14 protein-coding genes and 1 pseudogene are annotated in these 26,058 nt (G+C 42.7%); 5 read left to right on the forward strand and 10 right to left on the reverse strand.

The genetic code is table 11. The features are described 5' to 3' along the window. Window positions 1–78: 78 nt before the first annotated feature. The 4 genes from KZC02_RS08450 to KZC02_RS08465 form a co-directional block, all read right to left on the reverse strand. Complete coding sequence (locus KZC02_RS08450; protein WP_221393697.1) at window positions 79–1,806, reverse strand: STN and carboxypeptidase regulatory-like domain-containing protein; 1,728 nt, start codon at window positions 1,804–1,806, stop codon at window positions 79–81. Between the two features lie 15 nt (window positions 1,807–1,821). Continuing rightward, window positions 1,822–2,799 carry a FecR family protein gene (locus tag KZC02_RS08455; RefSeq protein WP_229254082.1) on the reverse strand — a complete coding sequence of 326 codons (978 nt, stop codon included), beginning with the start codon at window positions 2,797–2,799 and terminating at the stop codon, window positions 1,822–1,824. Between the two features lie 15 nt (window positions 2,800–2,814). Then, the gene (locus KZC02_RS08460; RefSeq protein WP_221393699.1) at window positions 2,815–3,387 is read right to left on the reverse strand and encodes an RNA polymerase sigma-70 factor; all 573 of its coding nucleotides are present in this window, start codon (window positions 3,385–3,387) and stop codon (window positions 2,815–2,817) included. Between the two features lie 196 nt (window positions 3,388–3,583). Further along, window positions 3,584–4,708, reverse strand: a complete 1,125-nt coding sequence (locus tag KZC02_RS08465; RefSeq protein WP_221393700.1) for an alkaline phosphatase family protein — start codon at window positions 4,706–4,708, stop codon at window positions 3,584–3,586. 369 nt (window positions 4,709–5,077) lie between these two features. Between KZC02_RS08465 and KZC02_RS08470 the strand changes: the two genes are divergently transcribed. From KZC02_RS08470 to KZC02_RS08490, 5 genes are all read left to right on the forward strand, one after another. Next, a complete protein-coding gene (locus tag KZC02_RS08470) occupies window positions 5,078–6,583 on the forward strand; it encodes a choice-of-anchor I family protein (RefSeq protein WP_229254083.1) in 1,506 nt (501 codons plus the stop codon). A 240-nt stretch (window positions 6,584–6,823) separates the two neighbouring features. Then, window positions 6,824–8,143, forward strand: coding sequence for a glycosyltransferase (locus KZC02_RS08475; protein ID WP_221393701.1), 1,320 nt, complete (start codon window positions 6,824–6,826; stop codon window positions 8,141–8,143). 16 nt (window positions 8,144–8,159) lie between these two features. Continuing rightward, the gene (locus KZC02_RS08480) at window positions 8,160–9,473 is read left to right on the forward strand and encodes a hypothetical protein (RefSeq protein ID WP_221393702.1); all 1,314 of its coding nucleotides are present in this window, start codon (window positions 8,160–8,162) and stop codon (window positions 9,471–9,473) included. Window positions 9,474–9,768: 295 nt separating this feature from the next. Continuing rightward, on the forward strand, window positions 9,769–12,924 hold the full coding sequence (locus tag KZC02_RS08485; RefSeq protein WP_221393703.1) for a TonB-dependent receptor: 3,156 nt from the start codon (window positions 9,769–9,771) through the stop codon (window positions 12,922–12,924). 157 nt (window positions 12,925–13,081) lie between these two features. Beyond that, window positions 13,082–14,425: an alkaline phosphatase family protein gene (locus KZC02_RS08490; protein ID WP_229254084.1), complete on the forward strand. Its 1,344-nt coding sequence runs from the start codon at window positions 13,082–13,084 to the stop codon at window positions 14,423–14,425. 316 nt (window positions 14,426–14,741) lie between these two features. Here the strand turns inward: KZC02_RS08490 and KZC02_RS08495 are convergent, their stop codons facing one another. The 6 genes and pseudogenes from KZC02_RS08495 to KZC02_RS08515 all read right to left on the reverse strand — a co-directional run bounded on the left by KZC02_RS08495 (window position 14,742) and on the right by KZC02_RS08515 (window position 26,032). Then, complete coding sequence (locus KZC02_RS08495; protein ID WP_221393704.1) at window positions 14,742–15,563, reverse strand: tyrosine-protein phosphatase; 822 nt, start codon at window positions 15,561–15,563, stop codon at window positions 14,742–14,744. Between the two features lie 169 nt (window positions 15,564–15,732). Next, a complete protein-coding gene (locus tag KZC02_RS08500) occupies window positions 15,733–17,331 on the reverse strand; it encodes a SusD/RagB family nutrient-binding outer membrane lipoprotein (RefSeq protein WP_221393705.1) in 1,599 nt (532 codons plus the stop codon). Window positions 17,332–17,361: 30 nt separating this feature from the next. Next, window positions 17,362–20,526 (reverse strand): annotated as a pseudogene (locus tag KZC02_RS08505) (SusC/RagA family TonB-linked outer membrane protein); the annotation flags it as partial. A gap of 15 nt (window positions 20,527–20,541) precedes the next feature. Then, window positions 20,542–20,694 (reverse strand): hypothetical protein, encoded by a 153-nt coding sequence (locus tag KZC02_RS31610; protein ID WP_229254092.1) that lies wholly within the window; start codon window positions 20,692–20,694, stop codon window positions 20,542–20,544. Window positions 20,695–21,214: 520 nt separating this feature from the next. Continuing rightward, the gene (locus tag KZC02_RS08510; RefSeq protein WP_221393706.1) at window positions 21,215–22,744 is read right to left on the reverse strand and encodes a RagB/SusD family nutrient uptake outer membrane protein; all 1,530 of its coding nucleotides are present in this window, start codon (window positions 22,742–22,744) and stop codon (window positions 21,215–21,217) included. A 21-nt stretch (window positions 22,745–22,765) separates the two neighbouring features. Continuing rightward, window positions 22,766–26,032 carry a TonB-dependent receptor gene (locus tag KZC02_RS08515; RefSeq protein WP_221393707.1) on the reverse strand — a complete coding sequence of 1,089 codons (3,267 nt, stop codon included), beginning with the start codon at window positions 26,030–26,032 and terminating at the stop codon, window positions 22,766–22,768. Window positions 26,033–26,058 lie beyond the last annotated feature (26 nt).

Genomic DNA, 26,058 nt, shown 5'->3' on the forward strand with positions numbered 1-26,058 from the left:
TATGTGCAGTACCGACAATCTCCTGCGGGGTTACCCTTTTTTTTTCAGGATTTTTTTATAAAAAAACAAAATTGGCTGCTAAAGAAAATGGCCATATTGCCAGCTCAGACCTGCTTGCCAGCCAAGCCAGGAACTCGCTTTTTCACCGATTGCAAAGCCTCCATAACTTTTGGGAGGAAATGTCTGATAATCTTTTTGTACTTCGGATTTCCTGGGGGTCATTATTGTAAAAGAAGGCCCCGCGGACAGTAACAGCCGTTTACTCAATTTTAAACCCAGTGCAGTCTGCAGGCGGTATAAAACGGGAGCGTTTTCCCAATTTCCGGCGTAAACATTTTGATTGGTTATTTCTGTAATGAATTTCAATCTGTTGTTAAGCCGAAATTCTTTACCCACACCAATTCCAAATACGTAAGCTTTTTTGTTTGGGTTAACAGAAGATCCGGCAAGAAGAATTGTATAAATTCTTTGATTACCCGTTTTCCAGACTACGTTGAACGGTACAATTTCATTGGAGTAAACCGAAATTTCAGATTTACCGTGCTTAATAATATTAATGATGCCAATGCTGTATCCGGAAGTGCTGTCTGCAATGTTTACAATTCCGATCTGTGTACCTTTCAGATTTCCTGCATAATTAAATGGTGCCAGCTGAAGGCCTTTTACCTCTTTTTTACCAATGTTTCCAAGACCTGAAACCTGTAAGCCGGAAAGGCCATTTCGTACTACATTAAATGCACCTGCAACCTGGACTCCCTTAACTGAAAGTGCTTTATTAAAAAACCCGGCTGCCTGTACCCCACTTACGTATTTGCCGGCAACATTCCCAAAACCCGCCACCTGAACACCGGTTAAAGAGTCCAGCACATGATTATATAAGCCGGCAGTCTGTACACCCGCGGCACTCTTGGAAACAATATTAAAAACGCCGGCTATCTGTAAAAAACTGACCTCATTTTTGGAAATATTAAACCCTCCGGCAATTTCGACACCCTGAACCCCGCCGGTATAACCACCTAACAGGTTCAGGGAAAACTTATTAATTACCTGGGAGCTCATTTTTCCATGCGTACCCAGGCCGGGCGTTAGTGAGGCCTGATAAGGTAACGACACAAAGAACCTGCCAATATTCCTGCTTTGCCGCCGCAGCCGTGACGATACAAACAGCCTGGCCAGCCAGGTCCTGTCACCTCCGTAATCAACGACCAGAACTTCGTCCAGATCTATGGCACGGGGTGTTATAACAATATTTAAATCCTTTTGAAGTTCGGATTGGATTACCATGGAAGTATCTGCATAACCAACTTTGCTAACCGATAAAGTAACCGGAAATGGCCTTTCTTTTAGTTTTACCCTGAAACTGCCATGATCATCAGAAAGCGCTGATACAAGAAAAGTTCTGGAATATATACTGGCATAGTCCACTTCCTTTCCGGTTTCAGCATCCAGGATTTTTCCGCTGATGTAAACGGATTTTTCCTGCCGGGCTCTTTGAATAATAATATAATTCCCAGTTTCCTTGTACTGGAATTGTCCGGTTAATAAAACATCCAGTATTTCCCTCACCGGTTTATTGTCAATGGTAATGGTTACCAGGCTGTCGGCGGGAACAACATCGCCTCCGTAGGAGAAGTAAAAACCTCCCTGGCTGCTGATAGTTTTCAGGACTTCGGAAACGGGCTGGCGGTTTGCAGCAATTGAAATCTGTTTGTTCAGTAATTTCTGGGCATGACAATTGACAGTACAACCCGTAGAGATTATAACTGTTAATATGCTTACTTTCAGTAAAGTAAAAATGTCATTCATTCCGAAAGATAAGCGCTATTTCAATATGATTTTATCTTCCTTCTGTTCTACTTTAATATCAAATGTTACACCAATAATCCTTAGTATTTCCGGCAGCGACTGTTCATCGAAAGTAGTATTGAGCAGCTTGTTACGCAGATTTTCATCTTCTATTACAATATTCGCCTGATAAGCCTCATTCAGCGTTTCCACCAATTTCCATAGCGGCGTATTATTGCATACAAATTTCTTTGTTCTGTAATAATCATAAAATTCTTCTTTGTTTTTTTGCTTGATCAGTTCAGGTTTTCCTTTTAACACTGTCAGGCTTTCACTGGGACTAACCTTTACTTTCTGATCCGCCTTTTCTACTTCTACCAAACCCGTTTCAACGATTACTTCCGTTTTTTTAACATTGCTTTTTATGTTGAAGGAAGTTCCTACGACTGTTACCGTTACATCGCTGACACTTATTACAAACGGTTTGCTTTTATCCGGTTCCACCTGAAAAAAAGCCTCGCCATTGAGTGTGATTTGCCTTGTACCGGCTGCTGTAAATTTTTCAGGATAAGTAATGGACGACCTTTTGTTCAGGATAACAATGGATCCGTCTGGCAGAGTATCCGTTAAGGTATGCGAACCTGTCTTAACCGTAACAAGCTGTGAGCCATTATTTTGGAATGACAGAAATAAGAGCCAGCCAGCCCCGGCGACAAAAAACAATATTGCCGCTATCCTTAAAAATCCCGAATACCATGGCCGTGAATTTAAAGAAACCACAGGTACGTCATTTTCCACCTTTGCCTTAAACCGCTTCCACGCCTCATGTTCATTAACTGTGCTGTGCGGGGCAAGTTCCATACTCTGTGCCCAGATCAATTTAAAATGCGAAAAATAATGCTGGTTTTCTTTTCCTTCCTGCAACCATTCATTTACCCGGCCTGCCTCTGTTTCAGATGCTTCTCCCAGCATATATTTCACCAGCAGATCATCCCCCATATCGTTTGAATCCATTTCCATGATCATTACTTAAATTAGCTGAGAAAAAATAATTATTAACGAAGCAGGCAAAAAATCCGCCAGTTTTACGCGCAGCAACCGCAAAGCTTTTCCCATTTGGTTTTCAATCGTTTTCACAGACAGTTGCAGTTCATCCGCTATTTCCTGGTATTTCATTTCCTCAAACCGGCTCAGCTGAAATATAGTACGGCATTTTTCAGGAAGTTCTTTCAGAGCAATTTGCAATCGTTCTTCCAGTTCCCGCAATTCAAGGTTATGCGTTGTGTTATTTGTATTTTCCACCTGATGTATTGCGTATGTCTGATACGCATCCCTTACTTTTAAATGCTTAAGATAGTTCAGGCTTTCGTGATAAACCGAACGGTACAGATAACCGCTTACCGACTCCCGGATCTGGATCTGGTCTGATTTTTCCCATAACCTGCAAAACACATTTTGTACCATTTCCTCCGCCATCACTTCATCATGTACTATTGTGCAGGCGTATGCATGCAGGCTTTTGAAATGTTTTTTGAAAACCTTTTCAAATTCCTCCTCCCAATCCTTATTTAGAAATTGCCCTTCCGTATAACCTGCGTTCATTACAAAATTTGTTTCTATTACCACAAAAATAAGTGCCTGGCTTTGTTGTTCAAAATCAAGACAACATGCCGGGCACTTACCCTAAATTATAATAGAAAAATATTTTTACCTGCCAGAAGATATTCCGGCCTTTTCAAATACAGTAAGTGACTAAATGATCCGCGTACCAGTGAAACCGCAATACAGATTCCCGGACTTATCTGGATTCCTTTTCAGTTTGATTGTGTAGTATCTGCGTGCCCACCACAGATTTTACAGGTTCTGCCACGGGATGATTGGCCGTAAACTGAAACCCAAGAAGATTGGCAGTTGTTTGGGCAAACTGATCCTGATACAACTGCATTTTACTTTTCACCTCGCCATCAGCCGGCGTATCCGGGCCCATTACTGCAAGCCAGGTCTGGCTGGAAGCAGGCGCAAAAAAACCATGGTCTGTCCAGTTTTTATTAGTTCCGCGCCCATGGTCCGGAAAAATCAGAAATGTAGTGTTATCCTTATAAAATTCGTCCTGCTGCATGCCATTCCACAAATTACCGATCATGGCGTCCAGATAGTGAGCCGCATCGAGAAAAGAATCATACTGGCCTGCGTGCCCAAAATTATCCGGATCGGCAAAATCAATGTGAATTACCCTCGGATGATTGACTTGCAGATAAGACTTGGCCTGGGCGTAAGTGTGCAGGTCAAACCGGATTCCCGAACCAAAATGCTCGGGCAGATATTGCTGCAGCTCATTGGACAATATCTGTGTTTCCGATAATCCCTGCCCTTCTATTTCTTCACCGGGAATGTTTACGAGCATTTTGTTTCGGTCCCGGTTTATGATCCTTGCTACCGCATCCCAGGAAGCAAATGTAACGACCTTGCCCTCAAACCCGGGTTGTTGGTTTAAAAATTCCAGGACGTTTTCGTTAGGGTTGACGGGATATTGGTTGCTGTTAATGTCAGGATCGTAATATCCGCAAAGTGTTTCACTCCGGCCGGGATAAGAAAACCGGTACCTGTTCTTTACATTCACAAGGTTATCATAATTCCTGTTACCATAAAGCTGCCCTTCCCCGGCAATGGTATTCCAGAAAAAGGGCATGAGTTTCTGCCTTCTCTCCTGCCGGGACGATGCCCAGTATTTACGCGTTAAAGAAGTAGTATTCTGGCTGCAAAATTTTTTGTTAAATAACAAAGCAGAATCCGCCCCCTGAAAAATTTCCTGCCAGCGATACCCGTCAATAGAGATCAGGACAACATTTTTTGTTTTATTTTCCTGTGCATAACCCGATAAATATGCAGTTAATATTGTCAAAAAAAGCAGTTTTATTTTCATGATTTTTTTGTTAAAACCGACTTTAAAAAACTTTAAACCGCTATCCCGGATTTACGCCGGTATCCGATCCTTATGATATTAATTGTTCTATACCTGCAGTAGCAGGAAATAGAAATTATGGGTAAAAAAATTTCAGAAAAGCTCTGGCTCCTGATATTTTGGATTAAGCGGATTTTAACACAATTTCAGGACCAGTCGGTAAACAAAGGTAACTTTGGACGGTTACGGAAGAATGAAGAAATTATTAACATAACGTTATTTAAGATCAGTATTTGCGGATAGATTATATAATTGTTAAGGTTTATTTTGTGCTGTTAACAAAAAATTTTAGATGAGTACTTTTAACGTTTTAAAACTACTCATCACTTTATGATTAAGAAAAAATCTTTACTTGCATTTGCATTTACAGCAGCATTATTAAACGGATGTATCAAGGATCATGAACCTCAGCTTCCTGACAATGAAGATCCTGCTTCATTTAAAGAAATTGCATCAACAGATTTGGGCGGTACGGCTGCTTCGGAGATTTCTGCTTACGACCCGATTTCCCGCCGGCTTTTTACGGTGAACAACGAACTGGATGCAAAAGTGGAAGTGCTGGATCTTTCTATGCTGCCGGCAATCACCAGATTGCAGCCAATTAACGTATCACAATTGGGTGGTGTTGCCAACAGCGTGGCAGTATCAGACGGCAAACTGGCCATTGCGCTGGAGGCAGCCAACAAACAGGCCAACGGAAGTATCGTAGTGCTCAACACTACCACACTTGCAACGATTAAGCAGGTTACTGTTGGCGCCTTGCCGGATATGGTCACTTTTAGTCCGGATGGCAAATATATTGTATCTGCCAATGAAGGTGAGCCGAATGCGGATTATTCCATCGATCCCGAAGGATCCGTTTCCATTATTGATATTGCTGATAATTACAGTGTTAAAACACTCACATTCGGATCTTTTGCTGCTTCATACAGTCAGTTGGCACTGGGTGGTTTCAGGATATTCGGCCCGGGAGCCAGTTTTGCACAGGATATTGAACCTGAATATGTTGCTATTTCAAGCGATTCAAAAAAAGCTTTTGTAACACTTCAGGAAAATAACGGTATTGCCGAAATTGACCTGGTCAGTGGCACCATATTAAAGCTATATCCGCTGGGCACAAAAGATATCAGCAAGCTGGTTAACGCTATTGACCCAAGTGATAAAGACAGTAAAACAGTTTTGGGCACATGGCCGGTAAAGTCTTTTTACCTGCCTGATGCTATTTCATACTTTACGGCCAATGGCACATCCTATTACATTACAGCCAATGAAGGCGATGCAAGGGAATATACAGCATTTGACGAGCAGAAAAGAGTGAGCGCACTTACTCTTGATCCTGTTATTTTCCCTGATGCCGTTAATTTACAAAAACCTGAAAATCTGGGCCGTCTTCGTGTGACAAGTACGCGTGGAGATATTGACAATGATGGGGATTATGATGTATTATATGGTTTTGGCGGACGCGGTTTCAGTATTTTTAATGCTGCAAGCGGCCAGCTGGTCCACGAATCAGGAAGTGATTTTGAGCAGCAGGTAATCAATGCAGGCCTGTATGACGATGACCGTTCTGATGACAAAGGTGTAGAAGCTGAGGGTGTAACAGTAGGCATGATGAATAATAAACCGGTTGCCTTTATTGCTCTGGAACGGGCAGACGCTATCGCCGTTTATGATGTAAGCGATGCAGCTGCGCCCAAGTTCTTACAGGTCATTAAAACCGGAGACGCACCGGAAGGCGTATTATTTGTGGCTGCTGATAAAAGCCCGAATGGAAAGAGCCTGCTGATCACCAGTAATGAAGGTGACGGGACTGTTAAATTTTATCAGAGCAATTGATATAAAAAACCTTAAAACATTTTCAAGGGCTGTTTCACATCTGTGGGCAGCCCTTTTTTATTAATGATCTGTTTGCGCATTGTAACTGTATTTAACGCCTCCGTCATTTCCCCGAATCATGATTTTATTAACCTGTTAATCATAACATTATGATAATATTCGCTTAACAGATAAGCCTCAATCATATCCTATTTTTATAGAATGTCTGACCTGTTTTTATTAAGAATAAAATCATGAGTCATGACGATCCTGAACCCATTAAACAATATGCGAATCGCACAATTAGGTAACCTGTATCAGCCTGTACCAGCCGTTGAATACGGCGGAACCCAACGTGTAATTGCTCAGATAACCGCTTTTCAGGCAGCCATGTTCGGTCATGATATCACACTTTATGCACCATCCGATTCAGGCATTATCACATTCACAAAAAAAATTGCCGAAGAAACTGGCCTGCCTTTCAGGATTGGCAGGTGCGGAAATAAAATAGCGGTTATCAATAAGGATGGACGCATAGGAAATGTCCGTCTTGAACACGCCGGGTTCAGTTCGATTGGTTATAATGACCCGGAAGAAACGCAGAAGCATCAAAGTTTATTTTCTAAACTTTTGCAGGATGATCAGGACAACCCGTATGATGTGATTCACAACCATCATCGCTGGTTTATGGCGAATGCGGTCATACCGTCCGGTTTGGACTTTAAAACAATTACCCATCAGCATAATACCACGCTTGAAGATACTTATCCGGCTCGCAGATATCCATTGATTTGTGTTTCAAAGAGCCAGGCAAACCTGATGAAAGAAAAATATCAGACCAATGTATTTGGCATTATTCACCACGGAATGGATAAAGGCATGTATTTCCCGACCGTACAGCACAGTGGTTATCTGGTTTGGATTGGCAGGTTTTTAAATGAAAAAGGCGCACACCGGACCATTCAGATTGCGAAAAAAGCAAAATTGCCTTTGTTGATTGCCGGAACCGTTTATGATAAAAAGCCGGAAAGCATCCAATACTTTGAAAATGACGTTCTCCCTCATCTGACAATACATGATACAGGTATCCTGGACAGTTTCCGATCACTTTCTCCCGTAGAAACAGCACAAAAAATCAGGAAACTGGGGCTTGAAAACGGAACGGAAAATCCAGTCATTTTCTGCGGCGCTGCTAACGAGCAGCAAAAACAAACACTTTTTGGTGGCGCCATAGCCACTATTTTCCCAATCAGCTGGCCGGAGCCATTTGGCTTGGTCATGATCGAGTCCATGGCATGCGGCACGCCCGTAATAGCCTATGAATCACTGGCAGGAGAATATTGCGGGGCGGTCGGTGAAGTGATCCACAACGGTGTTACCGGTTTTTTAATAAATGGTATCAACGAAGACGATGCCATAGAAAAGACAGCAGAAGCCGTAAAAAAAGCTTCTGAACTTGACCGTGCTGGTGTTAGAAATGCATTTACAACAGACTGGACATCGGAAAGAACAGCCTTACAAATCAACAAGGCTTATCAGGAAATCGTGGCCACCAGCAGTGACGTTTCAGCCTTACATTGAAAACCAGTTATACATCATGTCCGGTAAAAATATTCTTTATCTTTTTGAATCAGCAGTAGGCATTGGACATCAGAGACGCGCAAGTGGTATTATCAACGGCCTTGCTCTGGCCGGCTTCAACGTCTTTGCAGCATCAGGTACCTTTATTGAGCCTGAAAAATACTTTGATCCGCGTGTATCATTAATAATCCTGCCCGAACCAAGGCGAAACAAGGACGGGATCATGTCCTATTACAACAGAGAGAATATTTGTGTTGCTGATCCTGATTATGACTATGAAAAATGGAAAGAAACCCGTATCCATGCACTTAGGGATTTTCTTGAAAACAATTCGGTTGAGGCCGTGTTTGCCGAATGGTGGCCATTCCAAAGAAGAAGTGATTTTGACCCTCTTGTCAGTTTTATCATAAAAACCCAGCAATATATTTTTGGCAGGAAACCTATGATCATTTCTTCGTTAAGGGATGTGATTCAAACGGATAACAAAGAGATATTACAATCAAATGGCAGGAAGGATAAATCAGCCATTGAAATAATTAACTGCAGTGTTGATCTTGTACTGGTTCACAGCGACCAGCATTTTGTAAAGCTTGAACATGGCGTCGAAAAACATAACCTGATCAAAAAGCCAGTGATCTATACAGGATATGTTGTTCATGAAGAAGCTAAAACCGACTTGTATCAAAGGCGGGAGAAAACGGTATTGGTTTCCTGTGGGTCCGGACATGATGGCTATTACCTGATTAAGGCAGCTTTACTGGCGATGCCATTTTCGAATATGAAAGATCATCAATGGCATTTTGTACTTGGCCCGCGCATGCAGCCTGTTGAAAGGCACAAAATTCATACTGTTGTGGAAAATATGCTGCATGAAAAACCGGAATTGAAAATCCTGGTCCATGACCAGCTGGCGGAATTACCCAAATCATTAGCCGGCGCCGGGATCTCCGTTTCCCTGGCTGGTTATAATACAACAATGGAAGTACTCGCTTCCCGTGTCCCTTCTGTCCTCATTCCGAAGTTTGTCGAACATGCAGGAAAAATCACCAAAATCGAAGGTGAGCAATGGGACAGATTACAACTTTTGCGGGATAAAAAAATGGCAAATATTGCTCATCCGGCCGATGTGCTTATTCCTGAAAAATTTGCAGCTATTATTGACCACGCATTCATCACAGGCTTAGCTGAAAATACGCTTAATATGAATGGGATCAGTTACACCGCAGAACTGATGGTAAAATTATTTCCATTTGACAAACCATTGGGAAATAAATACAGGCCGGTTAATTATCGTATCAGCCTCCGGGACAGAATCTCATTTTCAATTTAACTTCACCTCTCACACTTTCCACCATTAAAAGTTCTGATTTCGGGCTACATGTCTCTTCATGCTGATGATCAGTTCATTAATTAAAAACTGTTTCAATGGCGTTAAGCCGGGTTTGCAGAAGGTTAATTAATGGTTAATCCAGCGTTAACACAGCCTTAACATTGGCTGTCTACTTTTGCAGGCGTTTAACTCTCCTGTCTTTTAAACCGAGGTAGCACGGCAACTACCGGCGTTTGAATACAACTCATAATCAAATTTTCCAATTACAATTATTACTCATCTAACTCATCCAAAAATGAATCGATTAATTACAGGACTTATTGTTACCATCGCTATGTTGTTTTGCTCGCCGGACATTAATGCCCAGGGCAATGAAGCAACAATCATTGGTAAAGTATCAGAAGTAAAAGCAGGCCCAATTCCGGGCGCAACCGTCCTGATCAGAAACGAATCAACTGGTTTTCAAGCCGGTACAGTTACCGACATCAATGGTGACTACATTATCAAACAGCTGCCCCTGGGCTCGCCTTACTCTGTTACGGTTTCTTTTATTGGATTTGGTGAACAAAAGAAAACGGGTTATTCATTGAACCAGGGCGATCAGCTAAGGCTGAATTTTGCGATGGAAAGCAGTGCAACAGAACTGCAGGCAGTGGACATTAAAGCCAACTCACTGAAAAATACAGTAGTAACATTAGGTTCTTCCACGCAGATCACGGCGAAAGACATTACCAAACTACCTGTTAACGGCCGGAATTTCACTTCGCTAATTGAGCTTTCCCCATTGAGCAATGGTAACAGCCTTGGCGGGCAGCTGGGATCTTCTACCAACTACACAATTGATGGTATGAGCTCAAGAAGCACAATTGCCGGTGGTGAAACAGGAGGTGCTTATGCAATTTCAATGGAAGCAATCCGCGAGTTCAAGGTTGTAACCAACGAATATGACGTTACACTAGGACGTGCAGGTGGTGGTACTATCAGCACAGTGACCAAATCAGGTACAAACAAACTGACGGGTAGCTTGTTCAACTTTATGCGTGCAGACTGGCTTTCAAGTCCATATGATTTGAGAGGAAACAAAAGGACACAGGATTTCTCTACAAACCAGTTCGGTATGTCGCTGGGTGGTGCATTGAAAAAAGACAAAGCACACTTCTTTGTAGCATGGGATCACCAGGCTGATAAGCGTCCTCTTTTTATCGCAAACCTGCAATCAGACGCGGATGTTGCTGCCAACCGTGTTACACAACAGACGCTGGATAACTTCCTGGATATTGCAAGAACAAAATACGGTGTGTCTAACAACCCGCAATTCGGTGCGTTTCCAAAGAAAAAGGGAACTGATGCTATTTTCGCAAGAATTGACTGGCAGCTGAATGCTAAAAACCTTTTAACGGTCCGCAATAACTTTATTAAAGAAATGGATAGACTGTCAGAAGGGGACAATACGTCTATTAACGCCTACGAATCTTACATCGACCGTAAGCGTTTCAATAACAGCATCATGGCTTCACTTCGTACGATTGTGAGTCCCAAAATCACGAACGAGTTAAAATTGCAGCATTTCTATCAGGATGAAGCGGTTATCCCAAGCTCGGAGTTGCCTTCTGCCAGCATTCCTCGTGCAATTATTGAAAACGTAGCATCGACATCGGGAACAAGTAACTACAACACTTCCATTCAGATCGGTGGTCAGCGTTTCTCGCCTGAATGGTTCAAGGGGCAAACTTATCAGGCTGTAAACAACCTGTACTACAACACCGGAAAAATCAACTTCACTTTCGGTATTGACTTAATGTTTAACCGCATGAAGTCGGTTTATGGTAGTGAAATGAACGGACGTTTCTACTTCACAGGTTTGGATAACTTCAATAACCAAACTCCTTACCGTTACGCAAGAGAGATCAATCTTCGTGCTGATCCAAGCTCGATCGTGAACTCTCTGGCAACTGGTCTTTACGCCCAAATGGATACCAAACTGGCACGCGGTCTTGAAATGATGGCAGGATTACGTCTGGACAACACGCAGTATCTGAATAAAGCGAATTTCAGCCAGGTGGTATTTGACGAACTAAAACTTCGTACAGATAACAAGATTAACACGACGCAATTGCAGCCTCGCGTACAGTTTACCTGGGACGTAAACGAACAAAGCAAAGATATCGTCCGTTTTGGTGCAGGTGTTTTTGGCTCACAGCTAAACCCGTACTCGATGATCAACAACATGTTGTTTGACGGAACGAAAGTTGCCTCTGTCGAATTACAGGGCAGTCTGGTGCCAAAACCAAATTTCCCAGGCTACCGTGCAGATCCTTCGACGGCACCCGGCGCTGATTTGTTCAACATTCCTGGTGTAGAGCGTTTGCTGACAATCAACATGAACAATGTGGATGCCAAGATTCCTGTTCTTTACAAAACAAACGTCTCATATAACCACTTCTTTAGCGACCGTCTTCGTGTAGGTGTGAACGGTTATGCTTCATGGGCACGTAACAACTACATGTATGTAGACCGCAACATGGTTGAAGATCCGTATTTCCGCATCGCAGCCGAAGCTAATCGTGGCGTTTTTGTACCCGCTTCAACAATTAACGCTACCAATGGCGCTACAAACTGGCTGAACGGCCGTAAAACGAAAAATGTGGGCCGCGTTCTGGAACTAACAAGTCAGGGAAGGAAAAATCAGTATGCAGTAGTAGTAGATGGAACATTCCGTTACTTCAAAGACGGACAAATCACTGCGTCTTACACATGGAACGACTCGAAAGACAATACTTCTTACAACGGAAACGTAGCCAATACTGCAACACTTGATTTGATGGTTGCTGACGATCCGCGTAATTTGAGCCAGATGGCTTATGCCAACAACCATTTCAAAAACAAGGTAGTTTTCTATGGTACTGCACCAAGTATTTACGGTGTGACAATAGGTCTGCGCTACTCAGGAATTGGTGGAACACGCTATTCTATGGCAGTTAATGGCAACATGAACGGTGACTTTGTATCCTCAAATGACCTGGCTTACATTTACGATCCGAACAGCGCTTCTACACCTGATTATATCAAAAAAGGACTTCAGGCTATTTTGGACAATCCGGATGCAGAGCAAAGTATTAAGGATTATATCAACCGCGATAAAGGCAAAATGGCAGAGCGTAATGGTGGTATCAATGGATTCTACGGCGTATTTGACCTTCGTCTTGCGAAACGTTTTAAACTATTCGATGGTCACGGTCTGGAAGCTTCGGTTGATATTTTCAACGTTGCCAACCTTTTGAACAAAGAATGGGGCGTTGGTAACAACCTGGGTAAACAAAATCTTTACTCGATCAAAAGCTTCGATAAGGCTACAAATCAATTTGTATACAACCTGAGCGCCGGAACTGGTGTATCCACTTTAAATGGTAATCCTTACCAGGTTCAGCTTGGTTTGAGATACGGGTTTTAATATGAAGGAAGGAGAAGGTAGGAAGGAGGAAAGGGAATAAAGGGAGGATGGAGGAAGGGAAAACTGCTTCCTCCTTCCTTCCCTTCCCCCTTCCCCTTTTCCCTTCCCCCTTCCCCCTTTTCCCTTTCCCCTTCCCCATTCCCACCCCAATTTAACAATGAAGAAATTACTCATTTTTTTAGGCGTTGCACTTTCACTGAATGCCTTCGCACAAGATTCCCACGTGATCCTGATCAGTATTGACGGTTTGAGGCCTGAATTTTATAAGGACGCGAACTGGTCCATGGTAAACCTGCGCCAGGGCATGCAAACCGGTGCTTATTCCGACGGCGTTACAGGCGTTTTCCCCACCGTCACCTACCCTTCCCATACTACTATAATCACCGGTGTAAAACCTATCAAACATGGTGTATATTACAACACACCATCTGAACCGCTTGAAGTAACGGGGAAATGGATCTGGGATTACAGCACGATCAAAGTACCAACGATTTTCAGTGTGGCAAAAGAAAAAGGGCTGAAAACGGCCTCGGTATACTGGCCGGTTTCAGTAGGCAGTCCTGCCACTTACAACATTCCGGAGTTTTGGTATTTGCCTGAAACAAAAGGCGGAAAACGTGGTATGGTCAAAGCCCTTTCAGAAAATTCTGTTCCGAAAGGTTTGTATGAGGAAGTTGAACAGAATGCGACCGGCAAGCTTGAAGAAATTGATTTCGATGCTGATTACCTGAGCGTTGATGAGAATATGTCACGCATCAGCAGCTATCTGATCCGCAAATACAAGCCTTCCTTCCTGGCTGTTCACCTGGTGGCAGTCGATCACTTTGAGCATGAGCAGGGCCGCGATGGCGACCAGGTAAGAGCCGCTCTTTCCAGCGTGGACAGAGGTATTAAGTCGATCATCGAGGCCACTGAAAAAGCGGGTATCAGAGAAAAAACAACATTCATAATCACGGGTGATCACGGGTTTGTAGATATTCATACTGCAATTGCTCCGAACATTCTGCTGGCTAAGGCCGGACTTTACGATCCGAATAACAAAGCAGCCTGGAAAGCCTATTTTCACAGCTCTGGCGGATCAGCATTTTTACATTTAAAAGATAAAAATGATACAAAAACCCTGGAAAAAGTAAAGCAGGTTTTGGATCAGCTGCCCGCAAACCAAAAAAGTCTTTTTGCCGTAAAAGACCGCGCTGCGCTGGACATTGTTGGCTCCGATCCCAACGCATCACTGGCCATTGCACCGGTTCAGGGAATCACGATCAGCGGCGCTTCCACCGGCGATTTCATGCGCGCGGCAACCGGCGGTACACATGGATTTTTCCCTGATTTCAAAGAAATCCAAACAGGCTTTGTAGCATTTGGCAAAGGAATTAAACAAGGAGCGGTAATTCCTGAAATGGGTTTGCAGGATATTGCACCATTAATTGCAAAACTTTTAAAACTGGATTTCCCAACAGCTGATGGTACACTTTATCCAGGATTGCTGGAAAAGGAATAAATCAGGCTGTATATCTTTTCGCCACGCACATGTCAGCAACTGACTTGTCGCGTGGTGAATCCAAACTGTTAAGCTTCTTGTATGGTAATCTCATTGTAACGGGTATTTCTCCACTCTGCCGGTAGTAATGTCATCAATATCGAGGTTCATCAGTATCTTCAAAGAGCAGAAATTGAAATTTTACAGAACTTATTTTTATGGTAAAAACAGAGTTGCAAGATGATGAAAATCAATAAATACTAAAATGTCCTGCACCATAACAGGCACAGGACATAAGTTATAATCAGGAAATAAATCCAAAATTTTACTTTACCATTTATTGCAGATATCTGTCTTTAAGCACTTTTCTTTTAGCCGGAGTCAGATCCATTTCCTTTTCCAGAAACTGATCCATTGAACCGTATTTTTGGTCGATTGCAGCAAAAGCTTTTTTCAGGTATTCAGGATTAGCCGTTAACATCGCCTGCATTACTTCTTCGTTCATCCCACTGGATTTCAGCATTTTTCTGACAGTTTCATTACCGCCTTTCCAATAGTAATTGGTCGCTTCATAATCGGCCAGAATGGTAGGTTTTTTTACCCCCAAAGCTGACAGTATCAAAGCAGCACCTACTCCGGTTCTGTCCTTACCCGCTGTACAGTGAAACAAAAGTGCACCTTCGTCATCAAGCGAAAGCAACTCGTCAAACATAGGTTTGTATTTGTTTTTCAAATGATCAGTACGGATATACATAGATACAATCATTGAATCCGGCTGGGCCGACGGCCTGGTCATAGCCATGGTCGACTGCACCGACTCGCTGCCGGCAGGAAGATTTACCCACCTGGCCTCAGTAGGCATCCGGTCCTGCGATTTTTTGATTTCATCCGGCCCACGGAAGTCGCAAACGGTGGTAATATGAAGACTGTCCAGTACATCAACATCCTTATCCGTTAATTTCCCAATATCAGCAGAACGGTATATCCGGCCCCATTTTACATGCCTGCCGTCCTGCGCCGGATATCCTCCCAGGTCGCGGAAGTTGGAAGTTCCTTCGAGTGTAATTTCCCTTCTGGAATTGTAAACCAGTGTGTCTTTCTGCTGACCAAATGCCAAAGCAGAATTGAAAAGAAATAGTAATATGATATTGTTTTTCATAAAAAATTGGTTTTAAGTAAATATTAAAAAAGGCTGTTTTCCAAAACGCTAAAATCTTGTCAGGCTGAGCGGAGTCAAAGCCCGAGCCACATAGCTAAAACCACTTCGACTCCGCTCAGTGTGACAAGATTTTAACATGTTAAGACAACCTAGAAGTAATAAAGGGCAGTTATTTCAAAAGCCACATTTCTGCGGTAATTTCATCTTTACCACCATATTGAGAGCTGATGGCAGCATTATACTTAGCAGTATTTTCGTTTTTTTCATCCACAGGATATAACCAGCGGCGGGGAATTTTGCTTGTAGGTGTTCCGATTCCTGAACCACCTTCTTTAAATGCCGGGATCCCGGTTCTGCGCCAGTTGTAAAAAGCCTCCCATTGTGAATTTTGGAAAAAGGCTACATATTTTTGTTCCAATATCTGTTTTAAACCGTCAGCATTGTTTCCCTTATAAGTTGCTTTGGCTTTAAAAGCAGCAATATTTATGACAACTGAACCAATCGTAACGCCACCTTTATCACCAACTGTATAAGTTTGTCCGTCGGTAAGTCCGTAAAAACCCAGTGATGCGTCTATTCCTTTATTATACCAGCTTGCTGCATCACCTGTGAGCCATCCGCGGTTAATTGCTTCGGCTACGTTGAAACACAATTCTGGATATCCCGCAATAATGTAATTTTCGGAGCCAGCCAGGGAAGCAAAATAACGCTTGAAATTCACAAATGAGTACTTGCCCGCATTCATGTCGTTGGTGAGCTGTGCCTGTGAGTATGCCGAAATATCAGCACCTGTGTAAGCTGCAAAATCACTCACCGTTTTTCCAGCCGTAATCTGTGCGGGAGCTGGTGTGGATGTTATAAATGTACGCGGATCCAGGTTGGCCGTTGTAATATCCAGATATGTATTGCCAATGTTTTCAAAAGTGTTGTAAGCATCATTAGGCCCGTGCGGGTACGGATTGTATGAAGCATTGTATTTAAATTCCAGATTATCCGCATTACTTTCAAAAACAGGATAAGAAACGGGATCATTGATTATAGCAGCAAACTGCTGCTGAATGTTCAGATCTGTGTTATCTGCCGCACGTTTGCTCAGGCTGATCAATACCCTTAACTTATAACTATTGATTACTTTCTGCCATTTTTTGTAGGTTAAACCGTAAATATCACCTTCTACAACGGTGTTGGCATTGGCAGTAGTGATCACTGATTTTAAAACCGTATTGGCATCGTCCAGCAATTGAAGGCTGTTTTTATAAACGTCTTTTTGGGTATCATAAACCGGTTCCAGGATTTCGGTATTTCCTGCTTCCGACATGGGGATATCACCCACACGCTGCGTAAGCCAGATAAAACTATATGCCCTGAAAAATTTCCCCAATGCAGCATAAATGTTCTGGTCGGTGCCAAACTGTGTTGCTGACTGCATTTCCATTTTTTCTACATATTTCAGTACATCGTAAGCCGTAGCTGTATTACTGAAACTGTAAATATTCTGTCCGCGGTAATAAGAGTTGTTTGAAACAGTAAACTGGTTCCAGCGCATCACCTGGTCCCAAGGGCCTTCGAAAACTGCATTGGCGGCCAGATCTACTACACCCCCACCCTGGTATAATCCCCATGTAAGACGGTTGAGTATCAAGCTGGATGGCACTGTCGAACTTTCACCTGCAATGTTCGGATTGACATTCAGGTCGGACTGCTTGCAACTGTCGGCTCCGGCAATAAGCAGGGCAACGGCTGTTAATTTTATGATATATTTTTTCATTGGTCGGTTACTTAAAGTTGGAAGTGTTTTTTAAAAAGAAAGATTAATATTAACACCATAACGGCGGGCCGTTGAAGACTGCAAATCATTCTGTCTTCCACCAAGACTGGTATTGGAAAGGTTGAAACCGGATGCATACTGATCCAGATCAAGGTCTTTACGTTCAGCAAAATACAACAGGTTACGACCTACCAGGGAAATGTTGGCGGTTCTGATAAATTTGGATCTTGCCAGTATTTTTTCAGGAAGGTTATAGGTAAAAACAACTTCGCGTAATTTCAAATAGGAACGGCTGATCACAAACGGCTCATCGAACAAATTGTAATAACCATTCTGGATGTAGGTACGTACTGTGGTTGCCTGCGTATTCGGCGCAAATTCCAGGTCGGCATAGTTGTCAATTTTTCCATTCGTGTAATGTGGTGTACCACCAGTGATCACTACACCCTTACCTACATAAGAAGGCGTTACCGTTTTGGTGCTTAATTCTGTACTGTTCCATTCTGCCAGACGCGCAGCCCCGAATTCACCTGTTGCAGTTTCAATAGCCGAACCCGCATTCATAGCCTGTGAATACACATAATCATAGATTTTACCACCCAAACGGCCGTCAAACTGGAAGCTCATTTGTACATTTTTGTAAGTGAACTTATTGTTAAATCCAAAAACATAATTCGGGTTGACATGGCCCAATAGCTGCATATTGTCCGTCCCGGATTGCTGGGCAATCGGAATACCACCGGCGTGGATGATTTCGCCTGCGTCTGAACGCACAAACTTACGTCCGTAGTAAGCGTCCATTCTTTCCCCGATTTTGTAATTATGGTTGTTAAGCAATACCTGCGTCAGCTCACCATAAATCTCTTTCAACGTTTCTTTATAAGTAGAAACATTCAACATAACATCCCAGGTAAAACCATTTGATTTAACCGGCGTGCCGTTAACCGAAAGCTCCCATCCTTTTTTCAATGTGGTGATCGCGTTTACACTTTGCGTGGCATAACTTGTTGAAGGTGCAACCGGAAGCTGATAGATCAACGGCCCGTTTACCGAACGGAAGAAAGTAAATTCTGCTCCCAAACGGTTTCTGAGAACCTTGATATCCGCACCGATCTCAGCAGAACTATTGCTTTGCGGTTTAATGTTCGGATTAGCAAGATTTTTAGAATACGTGACCGATCCTGTATTGTTGTAATATGTATTGCTGCTGTATGCATTCTGGTTGGTATAACTTGGACCGTCATAAGAAGAATACAGCTCAGACCCATAACCCAGCAAACCACTATTGACTGTCGTTCCGTACAAAGCCTGATAGGCTGATCCGATGGTCGGGGAAGTAAGGCCGCCTTTTACATTGGCGTACGAGCCGCGTACTTTCAGGAATGAAATTACATCAGGTAATTTGGTGTAATCTGATACAACCGTACTTAGCGATACCGACGGATAGAAGAAAGTTTGTTTTCCGGAAGGCAACGTAGACAGATTATCCACACGACCGGTGGTGTTAATATTGAAATAACCCTTATAACCCAGATCCACAGAGTAATAGCCGCTGTAAACCTGCATATCAGAACCGAAGGTGTAGGCCTTAACCGGATTCTTTGAAGCGGCCAGGTTATAAACCTGCGGCATCGCAAGCTGGTAAGTAGAAGCCCAGGTAGAGTTATATTTAAAAGTACGCAGGTTGCCACCGACAGTTACGCCAATATTAAAATCACCTGCCAGTTTTTTATTGTAGTTTAATAATACATCTGTATTGTTTTCGATCAGACTCCTGCGGTCTTCGCGGTAATCACCATACCATCCAAAATAATACCCACTGTAATAGCTGTTCAGGTTGGTGGATGGCGGTACTTTTTCAGTGCGAAGCTGATTCCACGTCGTAACCTGCGAACGGGCAGAAATATTCAGATCATCCGTTATTTTGTACGTCAGTTTAATATTTCCGAAAACATCCGTTTTATTATGTCCGTGCAGCCATTCGTATGAAGTAAAATAAGGATTGTTGATACGCCCGTATTCTACAAATTTTTGCTGCAAACCATCCTGTTTCCAGTAATTGCGCATATCTGCAATGTCATAACTGGCTGATCCGTAAACCTTAAAAAGGTACTGAAAACTGTTTGGCCCATAAGATACATCCGGAATATTAGGCGTATACTGCGCATTAAAATTCAGGCCTGCTTCCATACGAAGGCGCGATGTAATGTTGTACCCCCCATTGATATTCATATTATCAATGTTCAGTTTTGTATTTGGCGACATCCCTTTCTGATAGGTATGGGTAGCCGAGATACGCAGGTCGTATTTTTCACCGGATGCAGACAAAGAAATGTTATTATTGGAAAGCACACCTGCTTCCATGAAATTCTTAAAATTGTCTTTACCTTTTGCAAGCCAAGGCGTTCCCTGCCTTACGCCGCCCACTACCGGGCTGTCATACTGCGGTACGTTTTGTCCTTCAAAACGAGGGCCCCAGATATTTGCACGCCTGTATGCACCATCCAGATCAAACTCGTTATTACCATATGCGTATTTAAAGTCAGTTCCATATCCGTATTCGGTCTGATCTTTTGGCAACGCGATAAAACCTTTTTCGATCATGGTGCTGCTGTTGAAATCCACACTGAATCCACGCTTGTCCTTACTCCCTTTTTTAGTAGTGACCAATATGGCACCGTTCAGTCCGCGTGAACCATATAATGCAGCGGCATTTGGCCCTTTCAATACGGTGTAGGTTTCTATATCATCGCCATTCATATTCCACGTATCGGAATTGACCGGTACACCATCGACCACAAAAAGCAGGTCTGTACTGCCGCGTAAAACGATTTGCGGACGGCCAAGCATTTCTGCCGACGCGCCGATTGTTAAACCGGCAATTTTTCCGGCTAACGAGTTAATAGCATTCGGCTCACGTGCTTTGGTCATTTCTGCACCCTTTATTTCCTGTGTAGAGTAACCGATGGTGCGGGTTTCTTTTTTGATACCCAGTGCAGTAACAACCACTTCATTGAGTGCCCTCACATCATCTGTCATTTTCACATCGATCATTGTACGGTTGCCTACTGTAATTTCCTGAATGGCAAAACCAACAGAAGAAAATACCAGAACTGCCCCCGTTGGCGCAGCGATTTCATAGTTTCCGTCTACATTAGACGATGTTCCCGTATTTGTTCCTTTAACCAAAACGCTTACTCCCGGAACTCCCTACGGGTCCGAGGCCTGTGTGATTTTTCCTTTTACCGTTATGACCTGGGCCATTACAGTATTCATTGAAACCATCCATACAATCATTAAAGCGCATGCAGCCTTTAACAACAGATCAGATAAACGATCATTCGCCGTAGATTTTGTTTTCATAAAAAAAATGAATCTGTAAAATTGTTGATACCTATCTCATGGATATTTTCAGCATTTGGGTTAAAATAGCAGAGGATTTCCAATCGATGCACAAAATTAAACGGATCAAATTCCGCGAAAATTAAGCAGCTATTACTAAAATATTATTTTTAAAAAGTACAGGGAATATTGGGATAACAGAGTGCCGGGAGCAGCTATCGGTTGTAAGCTGCCGGCTTTCGGCAATTGACAATTCCATGAATTACAGTAATTCTTTGAATACAATTTAAAATTGAAAAAGTCTAACCCTTTAAGTTATACGTTACCAATTAACATTGGCTTAGATACAAAAAACCAGCCTGGGATCCAGGCTGGTTTTTTTATAAAGTGAAGAAAATTACATCCTTTATTTAAACAACACTTCGATTTTTTAGTGGCTCCCGAACTTTAATTGTCGCGCTTATTGTCCTTCGTTCCAATTCCTGAATAAATCCGATTATCAAAAGCAGATTAAGAATCTTCAAAAGCCGATAGCCAATCATCAATATCCCTCGTTCTGATACATTTTTTCCGGGTTCAGTTTGAATTCATCAAACGGAATTGGGTAATAACGATCCTTTACCGTGAAATTGACCAATTTGGCATTACCAAAATCTGCCTGTTTTTTGGCTTGCATGTAAGTCATCAGTTCTGTCGTGGTGAATGATCTCAGCAAGTCAAACCAGCGATGATGTTCAAAAGCAAGCTCCACACGTCTTTCATGCAGAATGGCCAGTTTCAAGGTTGGATATTTGGCACTGTAAGCTGCATCTGCCTTACTTACAGCGTATAATGGCATTTTAGCGCGTTCCCTTACCATGTCCAGATATGTTATCGCAGCTGCATCATTTCCCAGATACATGTTAACTTCTGCCAGCATTAGAATGACATCTGCATAACGCATCAGGATCCAGTTATTTCCACCGTAACCATTTACACCAGCCGTTGTACTGGCATCCCGGAACTTGGTGATAAACCAATCCTGAACAGTTGCATCGGCTGCATATTTGATCGAGAAATCTTTACGCAGATCTCCTGTTTCATAATCAAATACAAGATCGTGGGTTACATTTGTACCAGAACCCGTTGATGGTTTCAATGAATTAATTGTCTCTCCTTTTGCCTGGCTATTGGCAGCAATAGAAGAAGAATAGTTTAAATCACCCTGTTTGTTAACGATCTGAAGAATCAATTCCGGACAGGTTGATTTCTTGGCCACATCAAATACATCAGTATAAGGTATGTCTTTCAGCGCAGCAAAAGTTTTCATTCCATAAGCCGCTTCCAGATAGGTTTTGGCATTGGTAAGGTTAGCCGTTTTATTGGCAGCGTCCAGCGTTGTCGCCATCGTCAGGTAAACCTGTCCCAGCAATGCGTTACCCGCAGCCTTGGAGACTTTTCCAACATTGGCATCTGTCTGTAGGTTCGCCAACGGAGAACCTACGACATCTTTCAAATCGGCTACAATTTGGTCGTAAACCAATTCTTTTTTCACTCGGGCCGTATATTCGGTTATTTCGTCCGTGGTTACCAATTGTTTGGTTACCAAAGGCACATCACCCCATTTGCGTACCAGCTGGAAATAAATATAGGCACGTACAAACTTCGCTTCTGCTGTAAACCTTGCTTTATTATCCGCATCTGCGAATGTTATTTTATCAATATTGGACAACACAATGTTACAGCGGGTAATGCTTTGGTATAATGCGACCCAATGGTTTTTCAGCCAGGTATTACTTGGCAGCAGTGCGAAATTATTAAACTGAAAAGGCTCGCCGGAATTGGATTGATTATCGTTCGTACCGGTATCGTCTGAACGCTCATCCGAATACAATCCACTGTTTTCACCCACCACATCAGAGCTTCTCAACGATTGGTAAATTCCGTTTACGGCCAGCTGAATATCATTTTCATTCTGGAAGTAATTGTCTACAGTTACGGCATTCGGATCAGTCTGTTCTAAAAGATCGGAGCAGGAACTTACCGTAATCAACAGGATCAGGGCAAGTGATGTTATATATTTCTTATTCATATTATTATCGTTTATGTTTTATTAAAATGTAAGTTTTACACCCAGATTATAACCTCTTGCCAATGGATAAACCCCATAATCCACGCCAGGGGTCAGGTTCGATCCATTGTTATAATCTACTTCGGGATTGTAGCCCTTATATTTTGAAAAAGTAAATGCATTGTTTACACTCGCATAAATCCTGGCACTGCTGATACCAAGCTTACCCTTAAATAATTCGGGAATGGTATAGCCAAGGGTAATGTCAGTACATCTGAAATAAGTACCGTCCTGAATATAAAATGTAGAAAGGCGGGTACTGTTGCTTTGCGAAGCGCCACGGGTAGCACGAAAAACCGAACCATTGCCGGGAGAAGATTCTGACTTATATCTTTGGTCTACAACTGAATACTGATTACCCGAGCCTTCCAGATTGAAGAGGTAATAATCCTGCCCGTCCAGTACTTCATTTTTATACGAACCATTGAAAGAAGCACTGAAATCGAAGCTTCTGTAACTGCCGTTCAGCCCAAGCCCGTATGTGAATTTTGCATAAGGATTTCCGATCACCCTTTTGTCATCGTCGTTCACCACACCATCTTTATTGACATCTTCAAAATACAGGTCCCCTAACCTTAATGCCTGGCTGGTAGCCGTTGATTTTGCCACTTCACCAATGTTTTCAGGTGTAACTATACCTAAAACCTTGAAACCATAAAACATTCCTACCGAGGAGCCTTCCTGTGTAATATGCGTTTTGTATGATCTTTCAGCACCGTTTGTGATGATCGTCCCCGCACCTCCCATATCCAGCACTTTATTACGGTTCAGGGAAATATTACCGGTTAAGTTCAGTTTAAAATCCTGGGTTGAAATCACTCTTGCATCAGCCTGAAAATCGAATCCTTTATTCTGTATTTTGGAATCTTTCAAATTCGTCAGGATGGACGATGTACCGGATACCGCTGAAATAGACTGATTAAACAATAAATTATACGAGTTACTAATGTAGTAATTGGCCATTAACGACAACCGGCCTTTCAGGATACTGATGTCGGTTCCGAAGTTATACTGTGAAGTAGATTCCCAGCCCAGGTTCGGATCTTTAACGCCGCCTGCCCACATAGCCGAAGCAATGGTATTACTGCCATAAACTACCCCGCCCGGCGAAGCCATAACCTGCTGTGAATTGTAGTTACCAATGTTATTGTTACCACTCAGCCCCCAGCTTGCACGAAGCTTGACAGTGGATTCCTGTCCAAGGAAATTGTTGTAAAAAGATTCATCCGACAGATTCCACCCTGCCGACACAGAAGGGAAATAACCATAACGGTTAAGCGCACCAAAACGGGAAGATCCGTCTGTACGGAAAGATCCGGTCAGGAAATACCTGTTGTCATAATTGTAGGTAGCACGCGCCAGATAGGAAAGTAAAGTATAGGCACTTTTCTCAGCTTTATCCAGTTTGAAAAAAGTAGCATCAGCTCCCTTGGCAGATATTTCCTGGATACGGTCATTGGTAAACCCCTGAGCCGAAACACCGATATAATCACTGCTTGTTTTTTGAGCCGTATATCCTGCCAGTACATCTGCGTGATGTTTGCCCCACTGCTTGTTATAATTAAAAGTAAACTCAGCCAGCTGGTCAATCTGGGTAAGATTTTGTGCAGTTGCTTTTGCAGCCGTTTGAGACTGAACAGAATACGGCTCGAAATTACCAGTGCTCAAACTCGTAGGCAGATAATAATTATACTTTTCATTGTAAGTCAGCATACCCAGATTTACCTTGAAAGACAAATCCTTAATGATCTGGTAAGTGGCATTCACATTGTAACTGCTTCTTAAACCCTTACGTTTGATGTTGGTCTCTTCTGCCATCGCCACCGGATTTTCAGGATTCTGGATCCCGTAATTACCGGCAGACAAAGCACCCATTCCAAACTTGGCAATGCTGCCATCCGCATTATGAGAAGGCAAAAATGGTGCGTAGATCAACGCCGCCATAACCGGGCTGTGATCGAACCTTCCTTCCTGCAATTCCTCATTTTCATTTTGAGTAAAAGAGAAATTACCGCCAACTTTCAATTTTTCACTTACTTTTCCATCAAGGTTGGCACGCAGGTTTATCCTTTTCTGCCCTGTTCCTACTACGATCCCGTCCTGGTTCTGGTAACCTCCGCTCATGAAATAACGCAGGTTATCTTTACCTCCTGAAAAGGAAACATTGTGTCTCTGGAAAACGCCGTTGCGGTAAAGTTCATCCTGCCAGTCCGTATCAACCGTAGGCGTAATCAGTTTCTGGGACGCGAAATCATAGATTGATGAAGGGATACTGATACTTCCCGAATTTCCTACTCTGGCTGTACGGGTTGCGTTATCATCCGATTTCATTGCATCGTTCCAAACCGCACCCGAATTTTCTACAAAATCACGGTAAGAATTATTCCGTCCGTCGATCACCAACTGTGCGAACTGGGTTGCATTTAAAAGTTTTACTTTTTTGCAGACCTGGTTAAACCCCGTTTGGAAATCGTATTCCAATTTCCCTTTACCATCTTTTCCGCGTTTGGTTGTAATCAACACAACACCGCCCGATGCCCTCGATCCATAAATTGCCGCCGAAGCCGCATCCTTTAAAATATCAATAGATTCAATATCATTCGGATTAATAAATACATCACTTCCCGCCGGATAACCGTCAATAACGTACAACGGATCAGAACTGGCATTCACAGAACCAACACCCCTCACCCGGATCTTCGTGCTCGCATACGGTGCCCCGCTTACCTGTGAAATTTGTACACCAGCTACTTTCCCTACCAATGCCTGTCCGATCGTAGGCGTTGAAAGGTTCAGTTCTTTTGCTTTAACACTTGAAATTGCACCCGTCAGATCAGCTTTACGCATGGTCTGGTAACCAACGGCCACAAATTCGTTCAGCATTAAGGCATCTTCTTTTAGCTGAACGTTAATAGAAGCAGCACCGGATACAACAATTTCCTGTGCAACAAATCCCACAAAGGAGAATACCAGTGTATTTCCGGTCTCAGTTTCAAGTGAAAAATTTCCATCAATATCCGTTACTGCCCCTTTGTTATTCCCTTTTTCAAGAATAGTAACACCCATCAATGGCACACCGCTCTCATCTTTTACCGTACCTTTCACTGTGATTAAACTTGCAGTGATGTTTTGTACTTTTCCGGCATGATCCTGTTTTTTTACAGTCGCAGCCAACAGCGGGCCAGCAACATTAAAAACCAGCATACCAGCCATTGTCATAGGAGCAATTGATAATAATAGTCTTTTCATAATAACAATTAAAAAATAAACGAACC

Source organism: Dyadobacter sp. NIV53, assembly GCF_019711195.1.
Lineage (GTDB): Bacteria > Bacteroidota > Bacteroidia > Cytophagales > Spirosomataceae > Dyadobacter.